This is a genomic window from Candidatus Poriferisodalis sp. (assembly GCF_965221945.1).
Taxonomy (GTDB): domain Bacteria; phylum Actinomycetota; class Acidimicrobiia; order Acidimicrobiales; family Poriferisodalaceae; genus Poriferisodalis.
This window is the reverse complement of the sequence record NZ_OZ244925.1, coordinates 322339-348272: the sequence shown is the minus strand read 5'-3', so window position 1 is coordinate 348272 and position 25934 is coordinate 322339. Positions and strand designations below refer to the sequence as shown.

Genomic DNA, 25934 nt, shown 5'->3' with positions numbered 1-25934 from the left:
TTGCACTGAACAAGCGCTCAGCGGTGATGCAAGTAGTCGTCGAGGTGTGAGCAGTCGTTGAATCGGCGCAGCACCCAGTCGTCGTCGCAGCGCACGATCTGGGTGATCGAGCAGTTGTCGGAGCCGCCGAACGAGAACGGCGTGGCCCCGACGATATGGGCCAGTGCGGCGCCGATGACTCCGCCGTGCACACAGACAGCGACGAGTCGGTCGGGGTGCGCCCCGGCGATGCGTTCAAGGGCACCCATGCACCGGCCGATGAGCTGCTCGTTGGTCTCGGCCCCGGGAATGACGTCCCAGCGGCGCTCCGTGTGCAACCGCACATAGAGGGGGTGATTCTCTGCCGCGAACTGGCGGATCCTCCCGCCGTCCCACTCGCCTAGCGCCACCTCGCGCAGGTCGGGCTCGATCGCGGGAGTCATGCCCAGTCGTTCAGCAAGCGGCTCGAAGGTCTGCTGCGTGCGTTGCAACGACGAGACAAAGAGCGCGTCGATCGGCTCGGAAGCCAGCCGGCGGGCTACTGCCGCCGCCTGCACATGCCCCTCGGGTGCGAGCGCAGGGTTGCCCTGAGTGCCCAGCATGGGGAACGGTTCGCCGGGCACGAACGCTTGGGACGCGCCGTGACGCACCAGCAGGATCTCGGTAGCGCCCGGCGGCCGCTGCCACCGCTGCTGCTCGAACTGCCTGACCTCGGTGTCGGAGGCTGCGAGGTCTTCATGTTCACGGTCTGGAGCGGTCTGTGTCACGGCCGCAAGCTAGTGGCCTGCCCGCGGGCTCGTTCAGCTGGTACGCCGCCGCGCCGTTGGCCGCCAGGGCCGAACCGGCATTGAACTCGAACCAGCCGAACCAGCCGATGCCTGCACCCAGCATGACGAAGGGCACGTTGGAGCGTCTGCAACCCCGGCTGGTCAGGCGCCAACGTTCGCCGCAGCGTCGAGAGCTGCGCCCAGGTCGTCGAGCAAGTCCGAGATGGTCTCGAGACCGACGGACAGCCGTACCAGGTCGTCGGGCACTTCCAAGGCCGAGCCCGCGGCGGACGCGTGAGTCATTGCTCCGGGATGCTCGATCAGCGACTCCACTGCACCCAGCGATTCGGCAAGCGTGAACACCCTGGTCGCGGCTGCGACCTGCTCTGCGGCAGCCCGGCCGCCGTGCATCCGGAACGACACCATGCCGCCAAGGCCGCTCATCTGCCGGCTCGCGATGTCATGGCCGGTGTGGTCGACGAGACCCGGATACAGCACGGAACGCACCGCCGGGTGCCCGGCGAGCAGGTCGACCACTGCCTCTGCGCTCGCGCAGTGACGGTCCATTCGCACCCCGAGCGTCTTGACGCCTCGCAGCGTCAGGTAGCAGTCAAAGGGGCTCGGCACGGCCCCAACCGCGTTCTGGGTGAACACGAGGTGTTCGGCCATGGCGTCGTCATTGGTGGCCACGAAACCGCCCACGACGTCGCTATGGCCGCCGAGGTATTTGGTTGCGGAGTGCACCACCGCGTCCGCACCGAGGGCGAGGGGCTGTTGCAAGTACGGCGTAGCGAACGTGTTGTCCACCACGACGATGCCGCCCAAGTCGTGGGTGATCGCGCTGATGGCCTCGATGTCGAACACGGTGAGCAAGGGATTGGTCGGCGTCTCCAGCCACACCATGCGCGTCTGGGGCGTCCAGGCATCCCGGATCTTGTCGGGAGCGGTGAGATCGGCGGCAGCGAAAGTGACGCCAGCGTTGCCGAACACCTTGTCGATCAGCCGCAGGGTGCCTCCGTAGGCATCGTCGCCGAGCAGCAGGCTGTCCCCGGGGCGCAGGACTCGCAGCAGGGCGTCCGATGCCGCCAGCCCGCTCGCAAACGCAAACCCGTGGCGGGCGCCTTCCAGGGACGCCACGCATACCTGATAGGCGTGGCGTGTGGGGTTGCCGGTGCGGCCGTACTCGTATCCGTGGCGGGGCTGCCCGACGGCCTCCTGGGCAAAGGTGGTTGCCAGCGAGATGGGCGTGACCACCGCTCCGGTGTAGGGGTCATGAGGCTGGCCGGCTCGAATGGCGCGCGTCTCGAAGCCGAAGTCGTCTGGATCCTCGAAGCCAGACAGCTGGGGATCGCCGCCCAGCACTACCCAGGCTCCTTGCAATCGCCGCCGGACGCGGGCAGCGTGCCGTCGACCGGCAGTCCCCGTTCCGCCAGCCATTCATCGTCGAAGACCCGGCTGAGATAGCCGCGACCGGAATCGGGAATGAGGGTCACTACGAGGGAATCCGCCGCCCGGCCCGCCGCGTCCAGCTCGACGGCAACCCGTACAGCGCCAGTGATCGCGGTGCCTCCGGAGCCGCCGATGAGCAAACCTTCGGTGCGGGTGACGTGGCGCGCCATGGCAAATGACTCGGCGTCAGTGACGGGAATCACCCGGTCGACGATGCTGGCGTCGTAGGTGGTCGGCCAGAAGTCCTCGCCGATGCCCTCGACCAGATAGCTGCTGCCGTCGCCGCCGGCGTAGACCGACTCCGGGGGGTCGGCCACGACGACCTCGATCGCCGGATTCTGTTCCTTGAGGTAACGCCCGACGCCGCTGACGGTGCCGCCCGTACCGGCGCCGGCCACGAAGTGGGTGACCCGCCCGCCGGTCTGATCCCAGATCTCGGGTCCGGTGGTCTCGTAGTGGGCGCGGGGATTGTTCTGGTTGGAGTACTGGTCGGGCGAGAAGGCCCTGGGCGTCTCGGATCGCAACCTCGCCGCAGTGGAGTAGTACGAACGAGGGTCCTCCGGCGCAAGGGCGACCGGACATACCACGACCTCGGCGCCGTAGGCCCGCAGCAGCGCCACCTTCTCGGGCGCCACCTTGTCTGTGCAGACGAACACGCAGCGATAGCCACGCTGGGCCGCGACGACAGCCAGTCCCACGCCGGTGTTCCCGGAGGTCGGCTCAACAATCACGTCGCCGGGTCGCAATTGCCCGTCGGCCTCGGCCGCGTCGATCATCGCGATCGCCGCACGGTCCTTGACCGATCCGCCGGGGTTTGTGGTCTCGAGTTTCGCCACGACCGGCGTCATGATGTGCGGCGCGACCCGACTGAACCGGACCATTGGAGTTCGGCCCACCAGTTCCAGAATTGATGGGGCGATGTCGAGACCGTCGAGCGGGTCCGGCACGCCCGATGCCATCGGGCCGTCTGCAGCCATCGCTGCGAAAGCCTAGGGAGCCCGACGCAGCCGTGCCCCGCTGTTGCGTCGTGAGGTCAGCTGGTTCAGCTGGACAGAGCAGCGAGCGGCGACAGCTCGGGTCGCATCAGCTCGACCCCACCGTCAGGCAGCACCGAAACCTCGTGCCAGAGCCGGAGCTTGGGCGGGCGTCCCAGAATCTGAACCGTCGAGAGGAACGAGTGGAAGATGGCCAGGTGCGTAGAGTGCGACCGGGACCACGCCTCCAGCGACGCCAGGTCTTCGAACCAGCCCACGAAGCTCGTGGACTGCAGATCCTCGCCGTCGATGGTCTGCTCCCGCAAGAACCGGCTGGAGATGCAGCCGGTATCGGGGTTGCGGGCCAAGAAGTCGATGCCGGCCCGCAGCTTCGGTTCGATGTCGGTGAAGTACAGATCTCGCTCGTCGTCGGGGCAGTCGTCCCACTTCTGACCCGAGCGGATGAGACACAAGTTGGCCGGCAGCGGCGAGCCGGGAGCCGACTCGAAGGGATCATCAGCGCTGGCCGCCATGCGGTCCCGCGCAGCGCCCCAGTAGTCGTGTAGCTCGGTGATGTCCACCGAGGTCAGGTTCCGAATTCCCGGCAGCGGCCGCTTGGTCCCGGCAATGGTCTCCCAGCGCTCTGCGGGAATGACGGCTGTCTCGCAATAGACCCCAGCCCGTCCGAGCGCGCCGCAGCCCTGCCGCCAGCGCTCGTAGGCCTCGGGATTCACCCAGTACGCCATGAAGACTGTCTCGACATCGCCCTGGGCTTCCGCCGCGTCGTCACCCTCGTCGGTGAAGTTCACGATCCGGGCCCGCTCAACGTGATCGGGCCGATGGTCGCCCTCGGTCAGCGCCGACTGCAATTCGGCCAGCGTGTCGTCATTGTCCGGACCCTTCAAGAAGACCATCGAATAGACGGTCACCTCGGGGAAGTCGACAACGCACCACGCCGGAGCGCTCGGCGAGTGCCCCTCCGGTCGATTCGCTGCCATCGGTCTGACAGATCCCGACGAGGGATCCGCTCAGGCGCCGAGCTCGGCTGCGCGAGCGCGGAACCGCTCGACGTTGTTCTCCTTGATGTCCTCGTAGCCGCGGATCATGTCCGGCAATTCGGCGATCTCGACGGCCCGGGCGTAGGCAGCATCATCGCCGCTCGCCAGCGTGTCGAGCGCCCGGGAGATCATCCCGCGGTACTCGTCGATCAGCTCCCGCTCCATGCGGCGATGGACGGTCTTGCCGAAGATGTCCAGCGCGCCGCCCCGCAAGCCCTTCATCCGGGCCAGCAACGCAAATGCGACATCACCCGACCGGCCAAGGCCGATCTTCTTGTCGACGCCCATGCGCCGCATGATCGGCGGGTGCAGCTTGTAGGTGATCTCGGTCTTGTCGCCGAACTGGTCACGCACTGCCCGCTGGAACGCCTCGCTGCGGTGCAGGCGAGCAACCTCGTACTCGTCCTTGTACGCCATCAGCTTGTACAGGTACCTCGCCACGGCCTCGCTGAGGGCCGTCTCGTCACTTGCAGCAGCCTCGGCGTCGCGCACCTTGGCCACAAACTCCGCGTACGCCGCCGCATAGTCGACGCTCTGGTACGCAACGAGGTCGGGCACGCGGATGCGCAGCAGCCGAGCCAGCTCTTCTGACTGATCGGGCACCGCGTCGACGAGCTTCTGCTCCCGCTTGGAACGACCGGTCTCTCGCTTCACCCGGCCGACACGCTCCACGTGCAGCGTCTCCATGAAGTCCGGGTCGAGCACGATGTTGCGACCGATGCGGAACGCCTGGGTGTTCATTTCGACGGCGACGCCGTTGAGCTCGATGGCCCGCTCGATGGCCGCGGCGCTGATCGGCACCACGCCCGACTGGTAAGCGGCGCCGAGCACCAGCACGTTGGCCGGCATGTGCGAGCGGAACAGGTTGTCCGACAGCGTGCCTGCGTCGAAGTAGATGTTGCGCTCCGGCGTGGTCGCCTCGTCGATCGAGCGCTGGAACGCCGTCCACTCGGGGAACTCAGCGGAGGTGTCACGCACCATCGCGCTGGTCGGCACCTTCGACGACGACACCAGCGCCACCGTGCGGCCCGCCTGAGCCTTCTCGAGGTTGACCGGATTCGTGCCCGACAGCAGGTCGAACACGATGTAGGCGTCGGCCTCGCCGGTCCCGACCTTGTTGGCCTCGCCACCATCACTGCCGTGGGAACCATTGGCGTCGGGTGTGCTGCCGAGGCGGCGGATCTTCAGGTTCGACACCACCGGACCGCCTTTCTGGGCGAGTCCGGTCTGGTCGAGTCCGTTGGCCTGCTTGCCGTCGAGCAGCGCCGCTGTGGCGAGCATCTGGTTCACGGTCACCACGCCGGTGCCGCCGATGCCCATCATCAGCATGTTGCCCTCGTCGAGCCGATCTGGCTCAGGCAGGTCGTGGCCGATCTCGTCCACGGCCGCTGTTGCTTTCGTGGGCACCTTGCCCCCGGGCACCACCTCGATGAATGCCGGGCAGTCGCCGTCGAGGCAGGTGAAGTCCTTGTTGCACGAGGACTGGTGGATCTGCGTCTTGCGACCGAACTCGGTCTCGACGGGCTGCACGCTCAGACAGCTCGACTTCTCGCCGCAGTCGCCGCAGCCCTCGCAAACGGCTTCGTTGATGAACACCCGTGTCTTGGGCTCGGCCACCTTGCCGCGCTTGCGGTCACGCCGGAGCTCGGCCGCGCACGCCTGGTCGTAGATGAGCACGGTGCAGCCCTCGATGTCACGCAGCAGCCGCTGCGCCTCGTCGAGCCGGTCGCGGTGCCAGACGTCGGTGTCGGGTGCGAACTGAGCCTCGGCGGGGTACTTGTCGGGATCGTCGGCGACGACCATCACCTTGGCCGCACCCTCGGCATGCAGCGAGCGGGTCAGCTCCGGCACCTCCATGCCGCCGTCCACGTCCTGGCCACCCGTCATTGCGACCGCTGCGTTGTAGAGGATCTTGTAGGTGACGTTGGTGCCTGCTGCAATGGCCTGGCGGACCGCCAGCGAGCCGGAGTGGTGGAACGTGCCGTCGCCGATGTTCTGGAAACGGTGATCCATCGTCACGAACGGCGCTGCGCCGACCCACTGCACGCCCTCGCCGCCCATCTGGGTGGTGCCGCGCACGTTGCGGGTGGGAGTCATCGCCGCCATGCCATGGCAGCCGATGCCGCCCCCGGCCTCGGAGCCCTCAGGCACCCAGGTCGAGCGGTTGTGCGGGCAGCCCGAGCAGAAGCCCGGCGTGCGTCCCGCTGCTTTGGCACCGTCGGAGGTGGTGACAGCCAGCGGGATCGTGATGCGCTCCGGCACGGCGGAGCCGATGCCGTCGCTGCCGAAGCGGTCGACCAGGAACGGGCGGATCTTGCGGGCGATGAGGTCGGCGTCCATCTCGCCGTGACCGGGGAACCAGAAGCCGTCGGCGGCGTCGCGCTTGCCCAGCACCCGGGGGGCGGAAGCGGTGCCGTAGAGGATCTCGCGCACCAGCGTCTCGATGACCGAGCGTTTCTCCTCGACCACGACGATCACGTTGAGCCCACGTGCAAACTCACGCAAGCTGGTGGGCTCCAGCGGCCATACCACCGTCGGCTTGAAAATGCGGACGCCACGGCGAGACAGTTCTGCCTCGCTGAGACCCATGCGGTCGAGCGCCTCACGCAGGTCGTAGTAGGTCTTCCCGGCCGCGATCAGGCCGACCTTGGCGTCGGGACTGGTGACGGTCTGGCGATTGAGCTTGTTCTCCGCCACGAACTTGTCGACCGCGACCATGCGGCCCTCATGGATCTCAAGCTCCATGCGCACGGCATTCGGGCCGAACAGGGCGTCCTGCTGGGTGTGCGCCCAAGGCTTGCCGTCCCATTCGAGGGCGGGACGCACGGCGCTCACCCTTCCCGGGCCCACCTCGACGGTCGAGTAGCCGTCAGCGACATTGGTGACAATCTTCAACGCCGACCAGAAGCCCGAGTAGCGGGACAGCTCGTAGCCCCAGCGTCCGTAGTCGATGACTTCTTGGACCGAGCCGGGGTACAGGATCGGCGTCTGGAAGTGGATGAGCACCGGCTCGGATTCCGACGCGAGCGTGGACGACTTCGAAGCCGGGTCGTCGCCCGCTACGAGCAGCACGCCGCCCTTGGGGTCGACGCCGCAGACGTTCGCATGCTTGATGGCGTCACCTGACCGGTCGACGCCGGGCGCCTTCCCGTACCACATGCCCAGCACGCCGTCGTAGCGGCCTTCGAAGTTGCGGTTGGCGAGCTGGCTGCCCCACACAGCCGTTGCGCCGAGGTCTTCATTGAGCCCCGGCAGGAACGTGATGTGGTTCTCGGCCAACTCGGTTGCGTTGCCGAGCATGAGGCTGTCGATGCCGCCAAGCGGCGAACCCCGGTAACCCGAGACCATCGCGGCGTTGTTCAGACCGTCACGGCGATCGGCCCGGAGCTGGTCGAGCAGCACACGCAGCAGCGCCTGCACGCCTGACATGGCGACATCGCCTTCGGCGCGGTCGAAACGGTCCTCGAGCTTGAAGTCTGCGAGTGCCATCGAATCCCCCTGATCCGCCGTCATGGCTCCTTGCGGAGGCTACCCGTCAGCCCAAAGTGCTGCCCGTATGACGAACGCACTCATGTCTTGACGATGCCCGCCAGCCCCGACGACCCAGACTCTGCGCAATAATGCCGCCACAGGCGGCAAATCTGCACAAAGAATGCGTGGGAGTCGTTCCCGAGCCGTGACCTATCCGCCCGGCTGCTTGGGCAGCAAGACTGGCCGCGGGAGCGTGAAGGCCAAACCCAGTGCGCAGGCATTCGACACTGCCGCCAAGGAGAACGTCCAGCCGTAGCCGCCAGTGGCTCCGAGCAGCAGCTGCGCGACGTACGGACCCACCGCGGCACACGACCCCGCTGTTGCGAAGAAGCGTCCCACGATCGCGCCGGCATGGGTACGCCCGAAGTAGTCGGCGACCAGTGCCGGGAATACCGCCACGCTCCCGCCATAGGACAGGCCGAAGGCGATCGACGAGGCGTACAGCAACACCAGCCCGTCGGAGACGGCGATGCCGACGAACGACAGCGTCTCCACCGCCAGGGCCAGCATCACGGCCCGGCGACGGTCAATGCGGTCCGACAGCGGGCCGGTCACGATTCTGCCCACGAGCCCGCCGACGCCGACGGAGCTGATGACTCCCGCAGCCCACAGCGGTGAGAATCCGAGGCTCCGGGCGTACTGGACGCCATGCGCGAATGGCACGAACACCACCACGAACGTCAGGGCAAACATCCCGAAGATGCGCCAGAACACCGAGTTACGCCAAGCCTGCGGGGCAGTCCACGCGGTGGCGGGGTCCTCGGTCTTCGGATCGCGGACGTCCGCTGAGTCCACGTCGGAGTCCGCCGGCCTCGACGCGACTCGTGATCGCCCGAGCGGGCGGTCCCGAGGATCGGGCGCGGGCCCGTCGGGTTCCTGGCCGATCGACTCTGGGTCGCGCACGAACACCGTTGCGGTGACAGCCATGAGTACACCGCCCGTCACCGCCATCACGGCGATAGCGGTCCGCCATCCGTATTGCTCGACGAGCCACGCGGCGATCGGGGGCGCAACGATGCCGCCGGCGCTTCCGCCTGAGCCGACGATGCCCGTCGCCAATCCGCGACGCTCGGTGAACCAGCGCACGACGGTGGCGTTCGCGGGCACCCACGATGACGACATCCCGAGCGGTGCAATCACGGCGAGGCCGACGAACACCATTGCGAGGTTTCCCGCGGATGACAACACCAAGTAACCCGCTGCCAGCAGCACGGCACCGCCGGCAATGACTCGGCGCGGACCGAAGCGGTCGGTGAGCTGTCCACTCCATGCGCTCACGGCGCTGTAAGCGAGGATGTACGAGGCATATGCGAGTTGCAGCCAGCTCGCCGACCAGCCGGTGTCGGAGCTGATGGCACCCTCGAAGGTGCCGTAGCTGAACTGGATGCCGTAGACGATGAACAGCACCCAGAATCCGGCCCACGCCACGCGCCAGCCGTGGAACGGCTGGCCAATGAGCACGCTCGCCCCGTCGGGCGGCGAGCCATTGGACGCAGTCACAGGACGCGCTTTCTCGTTCGCGGGAGGCCGCTCCCGGCGGCCATCGCTACATGTCGCCAGGCGTGATGTAGAACCAGATGCCGTGCTTCTCGCCGGAGTCGGCCATCGCCTTACGGGCTGCGACGATGGTGCGCCCTGCTTCGGTCGACTCGAAGAACCAGCGAGTGCCTGCCCACGCTGAAGGAGCGTGCTCGGCGATTGCAAGCGCCGCTGTCTCGTAGTAGCCGCGGATGTCCTGGGCCACACGTGCCGGGATGCCGGGCACACCTGCCTGCTTGCACGGCTTGCCGTCAGCGATGTCAGCGAACGCCTGCACCGCGGCTGGAATATCGCCGGCAGACACAGTGCGCCCGGCGCCAACCCGGTTGCCGAGCTTGGCTACGGCACGGTCGTAGGCGGAGCGCAGGCCGTTGGCCTCGTCGACGGCGGGGTGCAGGTTCGGGTCGTGGCGGGGCGGCAGCGTGCACGACACCGTCTCGGTGCCGTCGTCGTCGATCGTCTCGGCGAACTTCTCCACGACCGGCCCCGGCGACGACAGCAAGCTGAACGCGTGTGCCAGCACCCGATGCTGGAATTCGGCGTGGTTGGGCTTGCCGAGCGGCCGACCCAGCGGGAACTCGCACCAGAGGCCTCGCGGCGGAGCGGTGCCCTGGATGTGGGCGCCGATGGATCCCAGCGCGACCGTCGCCAGTCCCTCTGCCTCAAAGACGTGTGCGAGCGTACTCACGGTACGCGTGCACAGCGGTCAGACGGGAGTGAACAGGACGACGTCCACCTCGTGCTCACGGAGGAACTTCGCCCCCGCAGGACCCGAGTCCATCCGCACCGCAGACAGGTCGAACTGGTTGCCGGCATAGGACAGGTGGATGTCGGAGACCCGCCCGATGGTGCAGTCAGCCGCCAACTCGTCGAGGCGGTCGATCGGAAAGACGGTGTTGATGTCGAGGGCGATGCCGGTGGCGTCGAAGTTCGGGCTCCAGTGGCCGCACATGTAGTCACGCCGGCCCGCCTCAAGCACTCGGTAGCCGACGTCGATGGGTGCAAAATCGTCCTGGTCGGGATGATGCAACGACGCCGAGGACACGATTGCCACGGTGGCATCGGCCAGCGGTGGGGGCGTGGTGAACGCCGTGGTCTCGAAATCGGGCAGCTCGAGCCCGCCCGTCAGTGCCTTCACATCAGAATCAGCCATGGCGGCAAAGTTAGGGCACAGGCCGCTCTACGCGCTGAAGCTGGCGCGGCGCGGCGGCCCACCCACCTCAGGCGCCTTCTTCGAGGTTCATCGAACGTTGGCGGAGGCGGCGCATGCCTCGCAGCCAACGATCCGGGTCGGAGACCTTTCGCTCCACGTAGGTCTGGGCCTCGGGGTGCGACAGAATCAGGAACCGCTCCTGTGCCATCGCTTCGGTAATGACTTGCGCCACGAACTCGGGCTCGACGATGCCGTCGGTTCCGCCGTCGGCGAGCCTCCGCGGCGCCATGGCGGTGTTCACGCCCTGCGGGCACAGCACCGAGACCCGGATGCCGTCGTCGCCGTGGAGGATCGCCTCCATCTCGGCCAGCTTGATGCATGCCGCCTTGGTGACCGAGTACGGCGCGGAACCCATCGCCGCGAGCAGACCGGCTGCGCTCGCTGTGTGGACGAGGTAGCCCTGTCCCCGAGCCAGCATCGACGGCAGCACCGCACGGGCGGCGTACACGTGGCTCATGACGTGCAGCTCCCATTGGGACTGCCAAGCGTCGTTGGACGCGTCCACTCCGCCTTCGGCGCCGGCTCCTGCGTTGGAGAAGAACACGTCGATCGGTCCGTGAGCTTCGAGCGTGCGCTCTACGAGGTCCGCGACGGCCGCCTCGTCGGTGACGTCCAACCCGACGCCCTCGCACCCCAGCTCATCGGCCACTGCCACCGCAGCGTCAGCGTTGTAGTCGGCGACCACCACATGGCGGGCGCCCTCCGCCAGCCAATGACGAGCGGTGGCGGAGCCGATGCCGCCGCCTCCCCCGGTGATGATCGCTACTCGATCGCGCAGTTCCATGACCCTCATCCCTCCTGCGGTTGTGAGCTGCACCGTCGTCTTGGCGCAGAAATGCCCAACGCAGCGGAATATTGGCGCAGAATTGCGATGCGGCGCATTTTTTGCGCAGAAATGCCGACTCCAGCGGCAAGCTTGCGCAGAACTGCGCTAGGCCGCCGGCTCTGCGGTGCCGATGCCGCCGACTTCTTCGCCCTCGTCGATTGCCTTCAGCCGAGCTGCGTACGCGGTCTCGGTGAGACCGTCGGCGCCCAGGTACCGACCGGGGCTCGCCCCGTCGACGTGGCCCATGATCCCCCGGTACAGGCTGAACCCGCACAGCGCCGCCAGCTCGTCGGGCATGTCTCGGACGTCTTCGGGGGAGAGGCTGTAGTACTGGTTCTGCTGCTGGCGCATCCAGCCCCGGCAGTACTGCACGCTGATGCCGAGGCGCCAGTCGTCGGGGGACGTGTTGGCGCCGCCGCAGTGCCAGGTGCCGCCGTTCACGACGAGGACCGAGCCAGCAGGCATCTCAGCCGCGATGTAGGAGGGCTTCTCCCCCGGCTGGGGCTCGTGGTCGAAGCGGTGCGACCCAGGAACCAAGCGGGTTGCGCCGTTCTCTTCGGTGAAATCGGTGAATGCCCAAATCGTGGTGACCATGAAGGGAGCGCGCGGGCGCGGCACATCGATCTGATCGACGAGGCCGTCGTCGGAATGCAGGCCTTGATGCACCTCACCAGGGCCGATGTGCATGCAGGTGGTGCCCGACAGGATCGCTCCCGGCTCCATCAGCCGCTGCGGGAACGGCAGCACGTTGCGGTGGATCGGCAGCTTCCAGAACGACCGGTCCTTGCCCAACAGGTTGTACATGCGCTTGGTGGCGAACCCCTCGATGCGGTTCCCCTTCGGCTGAACGTTCAGCTCGTCTTCGACCCGAGCGACGGAGTCGCGGATCTCGGTGAGGAGTTCTGGCTCGATGGCACGCTCGACGATGCAGTAGCCGTGAGCTTCCACCTCGTCGAGATAGCGCTGAAGTTCGTCTTCGTTTGCGGTGAGATCGGGGGTGCCGCTGCTCATGGTCCCAGTCTTGCAGGACACGATCGCCGATACCTCACCGCACAAGCGTTGCGGTACCGCGTTCGTAGGATGACTCCCGTGGATGGCGAGAGCAGGTACGCGTCGAGCCACGACAACGCCCACCTGCGCCCGCTCATTGACCTGACATCACGGCCCACGTCGCTCAACTATCTGCGCGAAGCCTGGCGCCGGCGAGAGTTCGCCATCGTCGTGCCCGCACAAGATCTTCGAGCCCAGAACATGGACACGACGTTGGGCCAGTTCTGGCATCTGATGAACCCAGCGCTGCTTGTGGGCGTCTACTTCCTGGTTTTTGGTGTCGTCATCGACACCAGTCGCGGCGTCAGCAACTTCCTGGGGTTCCTGATCGTCGGGATTGTGCTGTTCCATCTCACCCAACGGGTGGTGCAGGAGGCGGCAGTCTCGATCACTCAGAATCTCGGACTCATTCGATCTATCCAGTTCCCGCGCATCTTGCTGCCCGCCGCAACGGTGAACGGCCAGACCGCAGCATTCGTTCCGGCGATCGTTCTGGCACTTCTAGCGGTGTTGACCACAGGAGAGCGCCCATCGATGCGCTGGTTGTTGCTGCCGCTCGTACTGTTGGCGCAGTTCGTCTTCAACTTCGGATCGGCGCTGATATCTGCACGCATCGGCACTGCTGTCCCGGACCTGCGGCACATCTTGCCTCACCTGTTCCGGCTCTTGTTCTACGCCTCGGGCGTGATCTTCAGCGTCGATGCATTCGTGCACAGCTTCGCCTGGCGACGGGCTTTTGCGCTGAACCCGATCTACGACCTGATCACGTGCGCACGCTGGTGCCTGCTGGGACAGGCAGTCGACGTCTGGGTGCTGGCTGGCACGGTTGCGTGGAGCGTCCTGATGCCCATCGTTGGCTTCATGATCTTCTTCCGCTCGGAACAGCGACTCGGTGCGTGATGGCAGCGTCGACACGGGTGACCGTCGAGATTCGCGACGTTCACGTGAACTACCGGGTGTACGAGGAACCGGCCAAGGGACTCAAGCAGGGATTCGCCCGAGGTCGGATGCGTCGCCGCTACCGCATCATTGAGGCGATACAAGGTGTGACGCTGAATCTCCACGAGCACGAGACACTCGGGCTGATCGGGGCCAACGGAACAGGAAAGTCGACGCTGCTCTCGGCCATGACTGGGCTGTTGCCCCTTGCGTCAGGCAGCATTCGCGGCCGGTCGAGGCCTTCGCTTCTCGGCGTGTCGTCGGTGATGCGGCCGGCACTGTCAGGTCGCCGCAACATACTGATCGGCGGTCTGGCTCTGGGTTTCTCCCGGGTTGAAATCGAGCGCCGCATGGATGAGATCATCGACTTTGCAGGTGTACGTGAGGCCATCGATCGGCCCATGCGCACCTACTCGTCGGGTATGCGCGCCCGGTTGCACTTCGCCATTGCCACGGCCCGCGTACCTGAAATCCTCCTGATCGACGAGGCGCTCACAGTGGGCGACGAGGAGTTCCGTCGACGTGCCGCCGAGCGCATAGATGACGTCTGCGGCGCTGCTGGTTCCGTCGTTCTGGTCTCGCACAACATGGCGGAGATCGAGCGCTACTGCGATCGGGTTGTGTGGCTGGACGGTGGCCGCATCCGAGCCGTCGGAGAGCCAGCCGAGATCGTCGAGGCCTACGTCACGACCTCCCGCCCCAACTCCCGTTGAGCCGGCGGGGCGCTGCGGGGGCGACAATGCGAGACTGACCCTGTGGCGGGAGAAGCAAGGCCGGGGCGGCGGATCATCCTGAACGCCTTCACGATGAACTGCGTCAGCCACATCCAGCAGGGCTTATGGGTGCGCGACGACACCCGCCAGCGGGAGTACACCTCGCTCGAACCGTGGCTCGAGCTCGCCCGCATCTGCGAGGCGGGGTGCTTCGACGCCATCTTCCTGGCGGACGTAATCGGGCTGTACGACACCTACCAGGGCAGCGCCGACACCTCGCTGCGCGAGGGCATGCAGGTGCCCGTGAACGACCCGATGCTGCTGATCCCAGCCATGGCGACGGTCACTGAGCACCTCGCATTCGCCTTCACCAGCTCAGTGCTGCAGGCGCACCCGTTCACGTTCGCCCGCCAGATCACCACGCTCGATCACCTCACCGGCGGGCGCGTGGCGTGGAACGTCGTGACGTCGTACCTGCAGAACGCCGCCCAGAGCCTCGGCTATGACCGCCTTCCGCGCCATGACGAGCGCTACGAACAGGCCGAGGACTACATGGAGGTCTGCTACAAGCTCTGGGAGGGCAGCTGGACCGACGACGCCGTGGTGGCCGACACCGAGCGCCGCGTCTACGTCGATCCCGACGGCGTACGGCCGATCAACCACGAGGGCGCCTACTACTCGGTGGCGGGGCCACACCTCTCGGAGCCGTCACCGCAGCGGACGCCAGTGATCTTCCAAGCAGGTTCCTCAGATCGCGGGCGAGACTTCGCCGCGAGACATGCCGAGTGCGTCTTTGTCGTGGCGGCATCGCGGGGCCTCACCCGCATCGCCGCAGACATCCGCCGAAGGGTGAGCGCGGCCGGTCGCCATCCCGACGACGTGAAGATCATTGCCGGCCTGTCCCCTGTCGTGGGCGGAACGGAGGCCGAGGCGAAAGCCAAGCACGCCGACTATCTCGAAACGCTCTCGCTGGAAGCGGGCCTCGCGCATCTGAGCGGCAACCTGAACGTCGATCTCAGCCACATCGACCCTGATCAGCCGCTCGAGACCTTTGACACCGAAGGCGTGCGAGGACCGGTGAAGTCCTTGCTGGATTCCGCTCAGCCGGGCACCCGCACCTTCGGGGATCTCGTCAAGCTCAACATGACGGGGCAGTTCCTGGTCGGCTCCCCCGAGCAGATCGCCGACGGCATGCAGCGCCGTCTGGACCAAGGCGTGGACGGCTTCAACTTGGTCTACGCCACCACGCCCGGCACGTTCGTGGACTTCATCGAAAGCGTGGTTCCCGTGCTCTCAGAACGTGGGCTGGTTCAGCGGGAGTATCAGCCGGGAACGCTGCGGGACAAGCTCTTCGGCCGCAGTCGACTGCCCGAGACACACTTCGGCAGCGGCTTCCGCCGGTAGTCGGCGCAGCTGCTGCGCCGTCGCCTGGCCGTTCCGCTCGGGGGTTCAGCCGGCCAGCGTGGCCCGTGACGGCCCCCGCAAGGTCACACCGCCGTCGACGACCAGCGTGTGGCCGGTGATGTAACGAGCCTCGTCGGTGCACAGGAACCTGACCGCTGCGCCTACATCCCAGCCGTTGCCTTCGATGCCGAGCACGCTGGCGCGCCGGCGTGCCTCTGCAAGATCTTCGGGCATGTCATCGCCGCCGACGAGTGGCGTACGGACGGGACCAGGGGCGACGCAGTTCACCCGAACGTTGTCGGCACCATGGTCGACCGCCATCGCCGACGTGAGCGCCATGATCGCCCCCTTCGAGGTCGAGTACGCCGTCATGCCTCGGGGCCTTAGCGCCGAGATGGATGAGATGTTGACGACGGCGCCTCCGCCCGAGTGCTCGATCATGGCGGGGATTGCGTGCCGTGACGCCAGCACCATCGAGGTCAGGTTCACATCCATGACGCGCTGCCAGCGGTCGACGTCATCGGTCACCACCGATCCGCTGCTGCCGATGCCCACGTTGTTCACCAGGATGTCCAGCCGGCCCCAGCGATCGAGCGCAGCCTGGGTCATGGCCTCGCAGTCGGCTTCGACGGTCACATCGGCCTCGACGGCGATGGCGCTGCCGCCTTCGGCGGTGATCATCTCGACGGTGAACTCAGCGAGCTCCGCCTTGCGGTCGACAGCGACGACATGCGCTCCGGCCTCGGCCAGCAACACCGCAGCGGCGCGGCCGTTGCCGATCCCGTCCCCCCGTGCCCCCGCGCCGGTGACCATCGCCACCCGGCCGCTCAGATCAGCATTCGCCCGTGTCGCACTCATTGACAGCCTCCTGCGCTGGGCGACCGCCTAGCCGCTGTTGCGGCGCAGCGTGCTGCGGTCGTCCAGCGGTGTCCACGCATCGGTGTAGTCGTCCTGCAGCTCACTCAGGCCGGCTGCCCAGGCGGTGGGGATCCACGCATAGCGGGACTCGAACATGAAGGCCAGCATGTCGGCCATCCGCCGGGGCTCGAGTTCGGCCGTGGTGCCGGCGTTGTAGGCGTCGATGTCGGGGCCGTGGGGCAGGAACGCGTTGTGAATGCTCACGCCGCCGGGCAGGAAGCCTTCGAGCTTGGCGTCGTAGGTGCCTTCGATGAGCCCCATCAGCTCGCTCATCACGTTGGAGTGGTACCAGGGCGGACGGAACGTGTGCTCCTGAACGGCCCAGCGTTCGCGGAACAGCACGAAGTCCACGTTGGCGGTGCCCGGAAGGTCTGAGGGCGACGTCAGCAGCGTCCAGATCGAGGGCGCGGTGTGATCGAACAGCAGCGGCCCGAGCGGGCAGTAATTGCGCAGGTCGTACTTGTAGGGGGCGAAGTTGCCGTGCCACGCCACCACATCGAGCGGTGAGTGCGGCAGGTGTGTCTCGAGCAGGCGGCCGTCGTGCTTGAAGACCAGCCGGGTGGGATTGTCGTCGGCCTCGTAGCCGGCGACCGGATAGAGGAAGTCCCGCGGCATAGCCAGCGCGTCCACGCCGATCAAACCCGGGTCTGGCAGCCGGAATGGTGCGCCGTAGTTCTCGCACACATATCCCCGGGCTGTCTCCTCCATGAGCTCGACGCGGAACTTGACGCCACGGGGAACTGTTGCCAGCTCGGCAGGCCCAACCGTGAGCGTGCCGAGTTCGGTGACGAGTCGCAGCGTCCCCTGCTGGGGCACGATCAGCATCTCGCCGTCGGAATTCGCGAACACTTCACCGTCCATCGAACGGTTGGCAAAGTACAGGTGCGTAGCAGCGCCGCATTGGACGTGAGCATCGCCATTGGCCGCCAGCGTGCAGAGCCCTTCGAGCCAGGTGCGCGGCTCGTCAGGAACCCCAATGGGGCCCCAGCGCAGCTGGGCCACCGGCGGTGAGCCCTCACGGCATGGGGAGGTCCGGATATTGCCCGGATCGATGTCGCGCAGTCCCGTGACGTGACGTACCGATGGCCGGATCCGGTACATCCACGTGCGCAGCGCATCCGTCCGAGCGACAGTGAAGGCGCTGCCGGTCAGCTGCTCGGTGTAGAGGTCGTGGGCGACACGCTGGGGGCTGTTCTGACCGATCGGCAGCACGCCGGACTCGGCCTCGGTGGCGTGCTCGTTGCCGAACCCGCTCTGATACTCGACGCCGAAGTCATCCCCCATGCCTGCCAGCCTAGATCGGGCCTGCCGACCCGCTTGAGGGGGCGAGCACAGTCCAGCCAGACCGGCGCTAGTAGCTGGGTCGGCGGTGGCGGCGCATGACCAGCGCCAGGATGGTTGCGCCAGCCGCGCAGACCGCGAAGCCGGTCCAAACCAGGTCGAAACTGCCCGTCCATTCCGCTATGTAGCCGGTCGCGAGGCCGCCGATGCTCAGCCCGGACATGAATCCGAGCATCACCGTGCCCGATGCCCGACCTGCCAGCGCAACAGGAATGCCGGTGATGACCGCCAACATCGCGACGGCGTTCCAGGACATCATGGTGAAGCCAGCCAGCAGGGACATCACCCACAGCAGGCCGCCGTTGACAGAGGTGGCGGCGAGCAGGAGCCCCATCGCGACGACGGTGAACCCCGCTTGGACAGCCAGTGCGCTCGCCGGCCGGACTCGTCGTTCGGTGAGCCGAGCCCACCAGATGCGTGATCCCACCGCGGTGATGCCCGCGAGCGCGCTCGCCAAACCGGCCCAGAAGTTGGTCCAGCCCAGTGATTCCTCGGCAAAGAGGATCTGGAAGCGGCCGACGCCACCCGCGACGGCTCCCATCAACAGCGAGTACCAGGTGATCGCAATGATGAAGCGGTGCTCGGAGCGGCCCATGCGGAGCACCTTCGGAAGCAACGGGGTGATGGTGAACACCGCGCCCGGCGGTGCGTCGTACGCCGCCGCCGATTCGGAGCCCGTCCGCGCGTCAGGACGCATCCACAGTTGGATGCCGAGAGCGCACACCAGAGCCACGACCCCATAGACGCCGACCGCGGTACGCCATCCGAACCAGACAGCGAGCGTCGGCAGCGTCGCCCCTGCCAGGAAGGCCCCGAACATGACGCCCGATTGCTTGAGGCCGGTGATTGTGCCTCGTTGACCTTCCGGCACACGCTCGGCGATGAGCTTGTTGGTTGCCGGGTTGCACCAGCCCTGGCCAAGGCCAGCGAACGTTGCAGACGCCATCAGCGCCCAAACGTTGGGCGCGAAGGCCATGCCGACCATGCCGACCCCGGCCGTAACGATGGTCAGCACGGTGGAGAGCTTCGGGCCGATGCGGTCGGTGAGGCGCCCCGAGAGCGGGGCGAACAGCGCTGCTGCAACCGTGTTGGTCGTGAGCGCCACCCCGAAGACACCTTTAGTGATGCCGAGCGACCCGATGAGATCGGCCGCTACAACCGCCGGTGCGATCAGGGGAAACGGCCCGAGCACCATCGTGGCGACGAGCACGAACCTCAGACCGAAGCGCTGCAGCGGGCCATCGGGACCCGGCGGGGGCGCCTCGGCAGCGTCCGGTACTGCGCTGGAGACGCTGCCGACCGTTCGCATCGCTGCGCACCCTATGGCTGCTGTCACGCTTTCTGTGTGCAAATTTGCCGTCTGTGGCGGCATTTCTGCGCAGAGTCGAGGCCGTCGGGGCTGCCGGGCATCGCCGCCTACTCGCTCAGGCTCTAACGGATCGTCCCGGCGATCGCATCTGAGATTGCGTAGCGTTCCGGCGTGAGTTCTCGACAGGTCCTGCTGCCCGCCGACGACTATGGGCGACTCGCTGATCGGCTGTCGGCGCTCGTTCACGACATCGAGCCGCTGTTGTGGAGTCGCGACGGGGTAACGCTCGCCGACGGCACCCCGGTCGCCGACACGAACGGGATTCCGGTCGGCTCAGCGACGTACACGCCTGCTGCGGCTTGGGTGTCCATCGGGCTGCTGTTCGGCGGCGACCTGGCCGGGTTCGTCGAAGCTGCGCTCGCTCCGGGGACGCTGCGTTGGACCCAGGCGTGCCTGGCCGGAACCGATGCGCCACCGTTCCAGCGACTCGTGGCCGATGGCGTTCAGTTGAGCCGCAGCGACGCTCCGAACGACGCCACCGCCGAGCACACGATGTCGCTGATCCTGCACACTCTTCATGGCTGGGAAGTACGTATCGATCGCCGGAGAGCCGGTGTCTGGCTGCAGGTGCCGTGGCGAGAGTTGCGGGGCAGCCGCTGGCTGGTGATCGGCTTCGGCTCGATCGGCCGCAAGCTGGCGGCGCTGGCACGGCCGTTCGGCGCAGTCGTCGTCGGTGCCCGCCGCAGCGTTGCCGATGCCGTCGACCTCGGGGCCGCGGACGCGATGGTGACGATGGAAGCCCTTGCTGATGAGCTGCCGCTGGCTGACGTGGTGGTCCTGACGTGCCCGCTCACTGATGAAACGCGGGGACTCGTCGATGCCAAGTTCTTGGCGTCCCTGCGCGACGACGCGGTGCTGGTCAACGTGGCCCGTGGATCCGTCATCGACGCCGATGCCCTGCTGGCATGGTTGGACGAGGACCGTCCCGCGACGGCGGTGCTTGATGTCTTCGACATCGAGCCGTTGCCCGCTGACAGCCCGCTCTGGAATCATCCCAAGGTTGTGATGACGACCCATATCGGAGGCGCCGGCAGCGGGATGCCGTCTCGCAACGACGACCTGTTCATTTCCCAGCTCGATTCGTTCCTCGCGGGCCACACGCCTCGCCTGCTGGTGGAGGGCTGAGCCATGAGAACCGAGACACTGCTGCCACTGGGCAAGCTCGACCCCGGGCTGCGAGCACCCGACGCGCCGCTCGACGTGACGAGCATCGGCGAGGCCGCTGCGCAGGTCGAAGAACTGGGCTACGACGCCCTCGTCGTCGAGGAGACCAAGGACGACCCCTACCAGCTCCTCGCAATGGCAGCAATGGCAACGACCACGCTGGGACTCGGCACCTCAGTGGCGATGGCATTCCCGCGGTCACCAACTGTCACAGCACTGTCGGCATGGACGCTGCAGAAGGCTTCTGGCAACCGGGCGATTCTGGGGCTCGGATCCCAAGTTCGTGGCCACATCCGCCGCCGCTACGGCATGGAGTGGTCGGCGCCGGGGCCGTGGATGCGCGATTACGTCGGCGCAGTGCGTGCGGTGTGGCGCTGCTGGCAGGATCGCTCCCCGCTGGACTACCAGAGCGAGCACTACAACCTGAACCTGATGGTGCCGCTGTTCGATCCAGGCCCGATCGCCCATCCCGACATCCCGGTGCACATCGCGGCAATCAACCCGAACATGTGTGCAGTCGCAGGCGAGGTCGCCGATGGCGTCCGGCTGCACCCGGTGTGCTCGCCGCTGTACATCACTGAGGTCATGGCGCCTGCGGTCGAGCGCGGCGCCCAACGAGCTGGGCGCAACGCCGCCGCAGTTGACTGGTGCATGAAGCCGCTCGTGGCCACAGCGCCAGACGAGGCCGCGCTGGCGGTCGTGGCACGCACTGTTCGCGAGCGCGTGGGCTTCTACCTGTCGACACCCGCCTACCGGGCAGCCTTCGACGTGCACGAATGGACTGACGAGGCGGAGCGGGCCGCGGTGATGTCGAAAGCTCAGCGCTGGGACGAGATTTCGGCGCTCGTATCGGACGAGATGCTGCACACCATCGCCACGGTCGGCACCTATGACCAGATCGGACGCCTGCTCGCCGAGCGATACGGTGCCCTGATCGACCGCATCGAGTTCTCGATCCCCGTCAACAATCCTGAAGACGGCGAGCGGTTGACCAGCATTGTCACGGAGCTTCAGGCCACCAGCCGACGCTGAGCGGCGCCACGGCTCCTCGCCGGCAACGGCACCTGAGACCTTCTAGGTCTAGGGTCTCGTCGTCAGTCGCGTGCAGGCGCGGCCATGGAGTCAACCGCACACAGGCTGGGAGGCAGCAGATGGGTGTCCTGGACGGGCGAGTCGCGATCATTACCGGGGGCGCACGAGGGCAGGGCGCTGTCGAAGGGCAGCTCTTTGCTGACGAGGGTGCAACCGTGGTCCTCACCGACGTGCTCGACGAAGAGGGCGAGCGGACCGCCGGTGAGGTGGGATGCGAGTACCTTCACCAGGACGTGGCCTCGGAGGCCGATTGGGGTGCGGTCGTGGCCGACGTCGTGAATCGTCACGGCCGCATCGACGTCCTGGTGAACAACGCCGGGATCTTCCAGGACACCGGCCTGATGAACACCACGGCCGAGGACTACCACCGCATGATGAGCATCAACGCTCTCGGCCCCTTCTTGGGAATGCAGAAGGTCGGGGCAGTGATGGCCGAGGCAGAGTCCGGATCCATCATCAACATCAGCTCAGTCGCGGGCCTCATGGGCACCTTGGGAGGGTTCGCCTACGGTGCCAGCAAGTGGGCGGTGCGCGGCATGACCAAGTCGGCGGCGAAGGAACTCGGCCGCCGCAACGTGCGCGTCAACTCGGTTCATCCCGGCTACATCGACACCGAGATGCTGACCCAGACATCGGTCTTCAACGAGGACCCCGACCGCACTCGCCGGGCGCTGCGCAACGTGCCGCTGGGGCGCATCGCCGAACCGGCCGAAGTCGGCCGCGTGGTCCTGTTCCTGGCGTCGGACGCCAGCAGCTACTGCACCGGCCAGGAATTCACCGTCGATGGGGGCATGTTCGGTTGAGCTTGCTCAGCCGAACCATCAGACACAGCGGTTGAGCTTGCTCAGCCGAACCATCAGACACAGCGGTTGAGCTTGCTCAGCCGAACCATCAGACACAGCGGCTAAGAACGGCGCTCCCGCATCTTGACGGCGGGCGGACATCTGGCAATTGCTGCCCCACCTCGGGTCCGCTGGGCGAGTTTCAGGTGCTGCGGGGCGCAACGTCAGAGTCCGCAAGTGGCGATCAAGCAGTGAACTACAGTGACCCGCGGGTTAGCCCCATGGGGGGAGGTCGCACATGAACTACGACGCCCAGCTCCTCCGTGCGGACATCCGAGCTGGCATCACCTCTGCCGCTGTCGTGTTGCCGCTCGCGCTCGCCTTCGGCGTCGTGTCAGGGCTGGGTCCCGTTGCCGGTCTGTGGGGCGCAGTTGCCGTCGGGTTCCTGGCGGCTGTCGTTGGGGGCACGCGGGTACAGATTTCCGCGGCGACGGCCCCGGTGGCGATCGCCGTGTCGTTCATTCTCGTGAGGTACGCCGATTCGGCCGTCGAGGCGCTCGCAATCATCTTCATCGCCGGCATCATCCAGATTCTCCTGGGCCTGTTGCGACTCGGGAATCTGGTGCAATACACGCCGTATTCGGTGGCTTCGGGCTTCATCAGCGGTGTCGGAATCATGGTGGTGCTGCTGCAGATACTGCCCTTCTTCGGCGCCGACCCAGTGCTCGGCAACCCACTCGATTCGATCCGCGAGTGGCCCGGCGCTGCCCGCGACATGGACTTCCACGCGTTCGGATTGGCCGTCACCACCTTCGTGATCTTCGCGGGATGGCCAAAGCGGTGGCGCAACTACGTGCCAGCCGCCGCTGGCGCGCTCGTGTGCGGGATCGTTCTCGGCGCATGGATCTTCGACGGGGCTCCCCGCCTCACCGAAGTCGTCGACGCTCCGGATTTCTGGGCAATGGAGATGCCTGCCGGCGGCTTCTGGGGTGCTGTCGGCGCAGCGATGATCATCGCTCTCATCGGCACGCTGAACAGCCTCCTGAACGCCTCGGCATCGGACTCAATGACCGGGTACCAGCACGACCCAGATCGGGAACTCATCGGCGTTGGACTCGGCAATGCACTGGCGGGCATGTTCGGCGGCCTGCCGGGTGCCGCTGCTCCGGACGCTACGCAGACGAATATCCGGGCAGGGGCTCAGACCAGAGTGGCGGGCGCAGTATCGGCAGTGGTGTCGCTCGTGCTGATCATCGTGCTCGGCGGCCTCGTCGACGACATCCCGTACTCGGTCCTGGCGGGCATCTTGCTGTGGATGGGCTTCAGGCTCATCGATTGGCGACTCATAACGCACTTGAACAAGGTGCAACGAGAGCACGTGCTGGTGATGTTGCTCACGCTTGGGCTCACCGTTTTTGTCGACCTGCTGGTGGCCATTGCCGCCGGCCTGATCGCTGCGGCTCTGGCTGCCAGCCGTCGCTTTGAGCGGCTGGAGCTGGACAGTGTCTTGTCGGTGCCGATGCTCGACGCGGTGTTCTTTGCTGACAGCGACAGGGTCGACATCAGCCAATTCGATGCGTTCTCGGCGCGAGTCGGGATGGTGAAGATGCGTGGCAGCTTCACCGTTGCGTCATCCAACCGGCTGAGGATCGCCATCAGCAAGGACATCCAAGAACACGAAGTCGTGATCCTGGACTTCTCCGAGACGAGCTACATCGACGACAGCGCAGCGCTCGTGATGGAGCAACTCATCGACGCTGCGATGGAGCACGACACCGAGTGCATCGTGATCGGCCTCGATGGGCTGCCCTCGACCAGCTTGCAGACCCTCGATGTGCTGCGCCGGGTGCCGGGTGACCACTTCGTCCAGAGCTTCGATGACGCCCGGGCAATCGCCGCTCGGTTGCTCGAGATCAACATGGAGGCCTGAGCCAGCACGCTGCGATTCCGAATCGAGCCAGCCGAGGTCGGCTGAGGCAAGCTCAGTACAGCTCCGGGACGAACGTCTGATCTGACATCGGCGGACGCACGTACCCGCCTGAAGGACTGCGTTCTGGCAGCTCGACGGACTCCCACGGCACGGCTTCGTAGGGGATCTGCGACAGCAGGTGGGCAATGCAGTTGAGCCGCGCGGCCCGCTTGTCGTCCGCCTCGACGACCCACCACGGGGCCTGCTTGATGTCGGTGTGTGCGAACAGGGAGTCCTTGGCCCGTGAGAACTCCACCCACCGTGCACGAGCTTGGAGGTCCATCGGCGAGAGCTTCCAGCGCCGCGCCGGGTCGGCAATGCGGCTCTGGAAGCGACGCTCCTGCTCCTCGTCGCTGACGGAGAACCAGTATTTGATGAGGATGACGCCCGAGCGCACCAGCATCCGCTCAAACTCGGGGCATGAGCGCAGGAACTCCTCATACTCCTCATCGGTGCAAAAGCCCATGACCGGTTCGACGAGTCCGCGGTTGTACCAGCTGCGATCGAACAGCACCATTTCGCCGGCTGCAGGCAGCTCTCCGGCGTAGCGCTGGAACCACCACTGCGTCTTCTCGCGATCACTGGGCGTGCCGAGCGCCACGACGCGCACCACGCGAGGGTTCAGGCGTTCGGTGATGCGCTTGATCGTGCTGCCCTTGCCGGCCGCATCCCGGCCCTCGAAAATGACCACGACCTTGAGTCCCTTGTGGCGAATCCAGCGCTGGAGGCGGGCCAGTTCTTGCTGCAGGAGCTTGAGTTCCCGCTCGTATTCGCGGCGACCGATGCGACTGCGACGCTTCGGCGGCGGGGCGGGGGGATCGGTGTCTGGCTCGGCGGCGGCAGCTGCTTCAGGCTGAGCGTCTTCAGACGTGGCCTCCGACCCCATGGGTTCGGACAGTAATTCAGCGATCCGAGTGACGAAGACCCAGCGGAGGGGGCTGGTCTCAAGCCTTCCTGATCGCCTGAGTGGTGGTTCGATCAAGCACCGTCGCGTAGAGCACACCGAAGATCACGATGATGGCGCCCGCCACCGTCGTGAGCGTCGGGTACTCACTCAAGAACACGGCTGCCCAGACGATGCCGGCCACGGTCTCCACCGGAGTGAACAAGGCCACCTCACCGGCAGGGGCGTATCTCGATGCGGTGCTGTAGGACAGGTGTCCAAGCGGGTTGCAGACCAAGCCCATCGCCAGCACGGCAGCCCAGGCTGTGGCGTCGAGCCGGCCCAGGTCAACGACGAATGCCGTGGCGATGACCATCAGCGCCGAAGCCAATGCCAGACCGACGATGCGGCTCATATCGCGATGGCGTCGCCACACGACCGTGCTGGCGGCGAATGCCACGACTGCGACCAGTGCCAGGAGGTCGCCGAACAGGTTCGGCGTGCCTATCGAGTCCGAAACCACCAGGCCGATGCCCGCCAGCGTGAGCGTGATACCTACGACGACGCGCAACGACGTTCGCTCACGCAGAGCGAACCATGCGATCGCCGCAGCCAGAACTGGCGCAGCCGCCACGATGGCCACCACATGAGGGATCTCGGTGTGCGTGATCGCCGAGATGAACGTGAGCTGGCTGAGCGCGCCGAGCACGCCGATGGTGAGCAGGGGAACGGTGTGGGTCCGGATGGACACCCAAGCGACGGATGGGCGCCGCATCGCGATTGCGCCAAAGAGCACCAGCGACAGCACTCCGACGATGAAAGCGATGTCGAGTGCGTCGGCTTCCGAGGTACGCACCCACAGCGAGTCAGTGGACACCAGCAACATGCCGCTCGCCGCGAGGAACCAGCCAAGGCGTCGACCGTCGCGGTCGGAGCGAGTGTCCGTCACAACACCGTCGCGCTGCCGAGGTGGC

23 protein-coding genes are annotated in these 25934 nt (G+C 66.4%); 7 read left to right on the top strand and 16 right to left on the bottom strand.

The features are described from left to right. Positions 1 to 17: 17 nt before the first annotated feature. The 11 genes from ACOQPH_RS01635 to ACOQPH_RS01585 form a co-directional block, all read right to left on the bottom strand. On the bottom strand, positions 18 to 746 hold the full coding sequence (locus ACOQPH_RS01635; RefSeq protein ID WP_420623021.1) for a histidine phosphatase family protein: 729 nt from the start codon (positions 744 to 746) through the stop codon (positions 18 to 20). Next, positions 721 to 870 carry a hypothetical protein gene (locus ACOQPH_RS01630; protein WP_420624290.1) on the bottom strand — a complete coding sequence of 50 codons (150 nt, stop codon included), beginning with the start codon at positions 868 to 870 and terminating at the stop codon, positions 721 to 723. Before ACOQPH_RS01630 ends, ACOQPH_RS01635 begins: the two co-directional genes overlap by 26 nt. 38 nt (positions 871 to 908) lie before the next feature. Beyond that, positions 909 to 2108 (bottom strand): cystathionine gamma-synthase, encoded by a 1200-nt coding sequence (locus ACOQPH_RS01625; protein WP_420623020.1) that lies wholly within the window; start codon positions 2106 to 2108, stop codon positions 909 to 911. Then, complete coding sequence (locus tag ACOQPH_RS01620) at positions 2108 to 3172, bottom strand: PLP-dependent cysteine synthase family protein (protein WP_420623019.1); 1065 nt, start codon at positions 3170 to 3172, stop codon at positions 2108 to 2110. The genes ACOQPH_RS01625 and ACOQPH_RS01620 overlap by 1 nt, the downstream gene beginning before the upstream one ends. A gap of 65 nt (positions 3173 to 3237) precedes the next feature. Continuing rightward, the gene (locus tag ACOQPH_RS01615; RefSeq protein ID WP_420623018.1) at positions 3238 to 4167 is read right to left on the bottom strand and encodes a phenylacetaldoxime dehydratase family protein; all 930 of its coding nucleotides are present in this window, start codon (positions 4165 to 4167) and stop codon (positions 3238 to 3240) included. A 30-nt stretch (positions 4168 to 4197) separates the two neighbouring features. Next, entirely contained in the window at positions 4198 to 7716 is a 3519-nt protein-coding gene (locus ACOQPH_RS01610; protein ID WP_420623017.1) for an indolepyruvate ferredoxin oxidoreductase family protein, read from the bottom strand. Between the two features lie 192 nt (positions 7717 to 7908). Further along, on the bottom strand, positions 7909 to 9258 hold the full coding sequence (locus tag ACOQPH_RS01605) for an MFS transporter (RefSeq protein WP_420623016.1): 1350 nt from the start codon (positions 9256 to 9258) through the stop codon (positions 7909 to 7911). Positions 9259 to 9304: 46 nt separating this feature from the next. Next, positions 9305 to 9985, bottom strand: a complete 681-nt coding sequence (locus tag ACOQPH_RS01600; RefSeq protein ID WP_420623015.1) for a hypothetical protein — start codon at positions 9983 to 9985, stop codon at positions 9305 to 9307. Positions 9986 to 10003: 18 nt separating this feature from the next. Continuing rightward, positions 10004 to 10450 carry a hypothetical protein gene (locus tag ACOQPH_RS01595; protein ID WP_420623014.1) on the bottom strand — a complete coding sequence of 149 codons (447 nt, stop codon included), beginning with the start codon at positions 10448 to 10450 and terminating at the stop codon, positions 10004 to 10006. 67 nt (positions 10451 to 10517) lie between these two features. Further along, complete coding sequence (locus ACOQPH_RS01590; protein ID WP_420623013.1) at positions 10518 to 11294, bottom strand: SDR family NAD(P)-dependent oxidoreductase; 777 nt, start codon at positions 11292 to 11294, stop codon at positions 10518 to 10520. Positions 11295 to 11441: 147 nt separating this feature from the next. After that, entirely contained in the window at positions 11442 to 12347 is a 906-nt protein-coding gene (locus ACOQPH_RS01585) for a phytanoyl-CoA dioxygenase family protein (RefSeq protein ID WP_420623012.1), read from the bottom strand. A gap of 78 nt (positions 12348 to 12425) precedes the next feature. On the opposite strand from ACOQPH_RS01585, the gene ACOQPH_RS01580 reads away from it, so the two are divergent. The 3 genes from ACOQPH_RS01580 to ACOQPH_RS01570 are packed head-to-tail and all read left to right on the top strand — an operon-like array spanning position 12426 to position 15442. Next, positions 12426 to 13286, top strand: coding sequence for an ABC transporter permease (locus ACOQPH_RS01580; protein WP_420623011.1), 861 nt, complete (start codon positions 12426 to 12428; stop codon positions 13284 to 13286). A 17-nt stretch (positions 13287 to 13303) separates the two neighbouring features. Beyond that, the gene (locus ACOQPH_RS01575) at positions 13304 to 14038 is read left to right on the top strand and encodes an ABC transporter ATP-binding protein (RefSeq protein ID WP_420623010.1); all 735 of its coding nucleotides are present in this window, start codon (positions 13304 to 13306) and stop codon (positions 14036 to 14038) included. A gap of 42 nt (positions 14039 to 14080) precedes the next feature. Beyond that, positions 14081 to 15442 (top strand): LLM class flavin-dependent oxidoreductase, encoded by a 1362-nt coding sequence (locus ACOQPH_RS01570; RefSeq protein ID WP_420623009.1) that lies wholly within the window; start codon positions 14081 to 14083, stop codon positions 15440 to 15442. 45 nt (positions 15443 to 15487) lie between these two features. Here the strand turns inward: ACOQPH_RS01570 and ACOQPH_RS01565 are convergent, their stop codons facing one another. The 3 genes from ACOQPH_RS01565 to ACOQPH_RS01555 all read right to left on the bottom strand — a co-directional run bounded on the left by ACOQPH_RS01565 (position 15488) and on the right by ACOQPH_RS01555 (position 19010). Further along, positions 15488 to 16300 (bottom strand): SDR family NAD(P)-dependent oxidoreductase, encoded by an 813-nt coding sequence (locus ACOQPH_RS01565; protein ID WP_419552209.1) that lies wholly within the window; start codon positions 16298 to 16300, stop codon positions 15488 to 15490. Positions 16301 to 16327: 27 nt separating this feature from the next. Beyond that, positions 16328 to 17644 carry a homogentisate 1,2-dioxygenase gene (hmgA, locus tag ACOQPH_RS01560; RefSeq protein WP_420623008.1) on the bottom strand — a complete coding sequence of 439 codons (1317 nt, stop codon included), beginning with the start codon at positions 17642 to 17644 and terminating at the stop codon, positions 16328 to 16330. Between the two features lie 67 nt (positions 17645 to 17711). After that, complete coding sequence (locus ACOQPH_RS01555; protein ID WP_420623007.1) at positions 17712 to 19010, bottom strand: MFS transporter; 1299 nt, start codon at positions 19008 to 19010, stop codon at positions 17712 to 17714. Between the two features lie 171 nt (positions 19011 to 19181). On the opposite strand from ACOQPH_RS01555, the gene ACOQPH_RS01550 reads away from it, so the two are divergent. From ACOQPH_RS01550 to ACOQPH_RS01535, 4 genes are all read left to right on the top strand, one after another. Then, the gene (locus ACOQPH_RS01550; protein ID WP_420623006.1) at positions 19182 to 20195 is read left to right on the top strand and encodes an NAD(P)-dependent oxidoreductase; all 1014 of its coding nucleotides are present in this window, start codon (positions 19182 to 19184) and stop codon (positions 20193 to 20195) included. Between the two features lie 3 nt (positions 20196 to 20198). Further along, entirely contained in the window at positions 20199 to 21266 is a 1068-nt protein-coding gene (locus ACOQPH_RS01545; RefSeq protein WP_420623005.1) for a TIGR03617 family F420-dependent LLM class oxidoreductase, read from the top strand. Positions 21267 to 21385: 119 nt separating this feature from the next. Further along, complete coding sequence (locus ACOQPH_RS01540; RefSeq protein ID WP_420623004.1) at positions 21386 to 22129, top strand: SDR family NAD(P)-dependent oxidoreductase; 744 nt, start codon at positions 21386 to 21388, stop codon at positions 22127 to 22129. Between the two features lie 277 nt (positions 22130 to 22406). Further along, positions 22407 to 24038, top strand: coding sequence for a SulP family inorganic anion transporter (locus tag ACOQPH_RS01535; protein WP_420623002.1), 1632 nt, complete (start codon positions 22407 to 22409; stop codon positions 24036 to 24038). Between the two features lie 52 nt (positions 24039 to 24090). On the opposite strand, the gene ppk2 is transcribed toward ACOQPH_RS01535, so the two are convergent. Both ppk2 and ACOQPH_RS01525 read right to left on the bottom strand, forming a co-directional pair. Then, on the bottom strand, positions 24091 to 24963 hold the full coding sequence (ppk2, locus tag ACOQPH_RS01530) for a polyphosphate kinase 2 (protein ID WP_420623001.1): 873 nt from the start codon (positions 24961 to 24963) through the stop codon (positions 24091 to 24093). A gap of 58 nt (positions 24964 to 25021) precedes the next feature. Then, entirely contained in the window at positions 25022 to 25909 is an 888-nt protein-coding gene (locus ACOQPH_RS01525; RefSeq protein WP_420623000.1) for a DMT family transporter, read from the bottom strand. Positions 25910 to 25934: the final 25 nt, after the last annotated feature.

Coding starts and splice junctions, on each gene's coding strand:
- ACOQPH_RS01540 (WP_420623004.1), top strand. CDS start 21,386: ATGGGTGTCCTGGACGGGCGAGTCGCGATCATTACCGGGGGCGCACGA.
- ppk2 (WP_420623001.1), bottom strand. CDS start 24,963: ATGGGGTCGGAGGCCACGTCTGAAGACGCTCAGCCTGAAGCAGCTGCC.
- ACOQPH_RS01535 (WP_420623002.1), top strand. CDS start 22,407: ATGAACTACGACGCCCAGCTCCTCCGTGCGGACATCCGAGCTGGCATC.
- ACOQPH_RS01620 (WP_420623019.1), bottom strand. CDS start 3,172: ATGGCTGCAGACGGCCCGATGGCATCGGGCGTGCCGGACCCGCTCGAC.
- ACOQPH_RS01565 (WP_419552209.1), bottom strand. CDS start 16,300: ATGAGTGCGACACGGGCGAATGCTGATCTGAGCGGCCGGGTGGCGATG.
- ACOQPH_RS01585 (WP_420623012.1), bottom strand. CDS start 12,347: ATGAGCAGCGGCACCCCCGATCTCACCGCAAACGAAGACGAACTTCAG.
- ACOQPH_RS01590 (WP_420623013.1), bottom strand. CDS start 11,294: ATGGAACTGCGCGATCGAGTAGCGATCATCACCGGGGGAGGCGGCGGC.
- ACOQPH_RS01615 (WP_420623018.1), bottom strand. CDS start 4,167: ATGGCAGCGAATCGACCGGAGGGGCACTCGCCGAGCGCTCCGGCGTGG.
- ACOQPH_RS01595 (WP_420623014.1), bottom strand. CDS start 10,450: ATGGCTGATTCTGATGTGAAGGCACTGACGGGCGGGCTCGAGCTGCCC.
- ACOQPH_RS01545 (WP_420623005.1), top strand. CDS start 20,199: ATGAGAACCGAGACACTGCTGCCACTGGGCAAGCTCGACCCCGGGCTG.
- ACOQPH_RS01610 (WP_420623017.1), bottom strand. CDS start 7,716: ATGGCACTCGCAGACTTCAAGCTCGAGGACCGTTTCGACCGCGCCGAA.
- hmgA (WP_420623008.1), bottom strand. CDS start 17,644: ATGGGGGATGACTTCGGCGTCGAGTATCAGAGCGGGTTCGGCAACGAG.
- ACOQPH_RS01555 (WP_420623007.1), bottom strand. CDS start 19,010: ATGCGAACGGTCGGCAGCGTCTCCAGCGCAGTACCGGACGCTGCCGAG.
- ACOQPH_RS01630 (WP_420624290.1), bottom strand. CDS start 870: ATGCTGGGTGCAGGCATCGGCTGGTTCGGCTGGTTCGAGTTCAATGCC.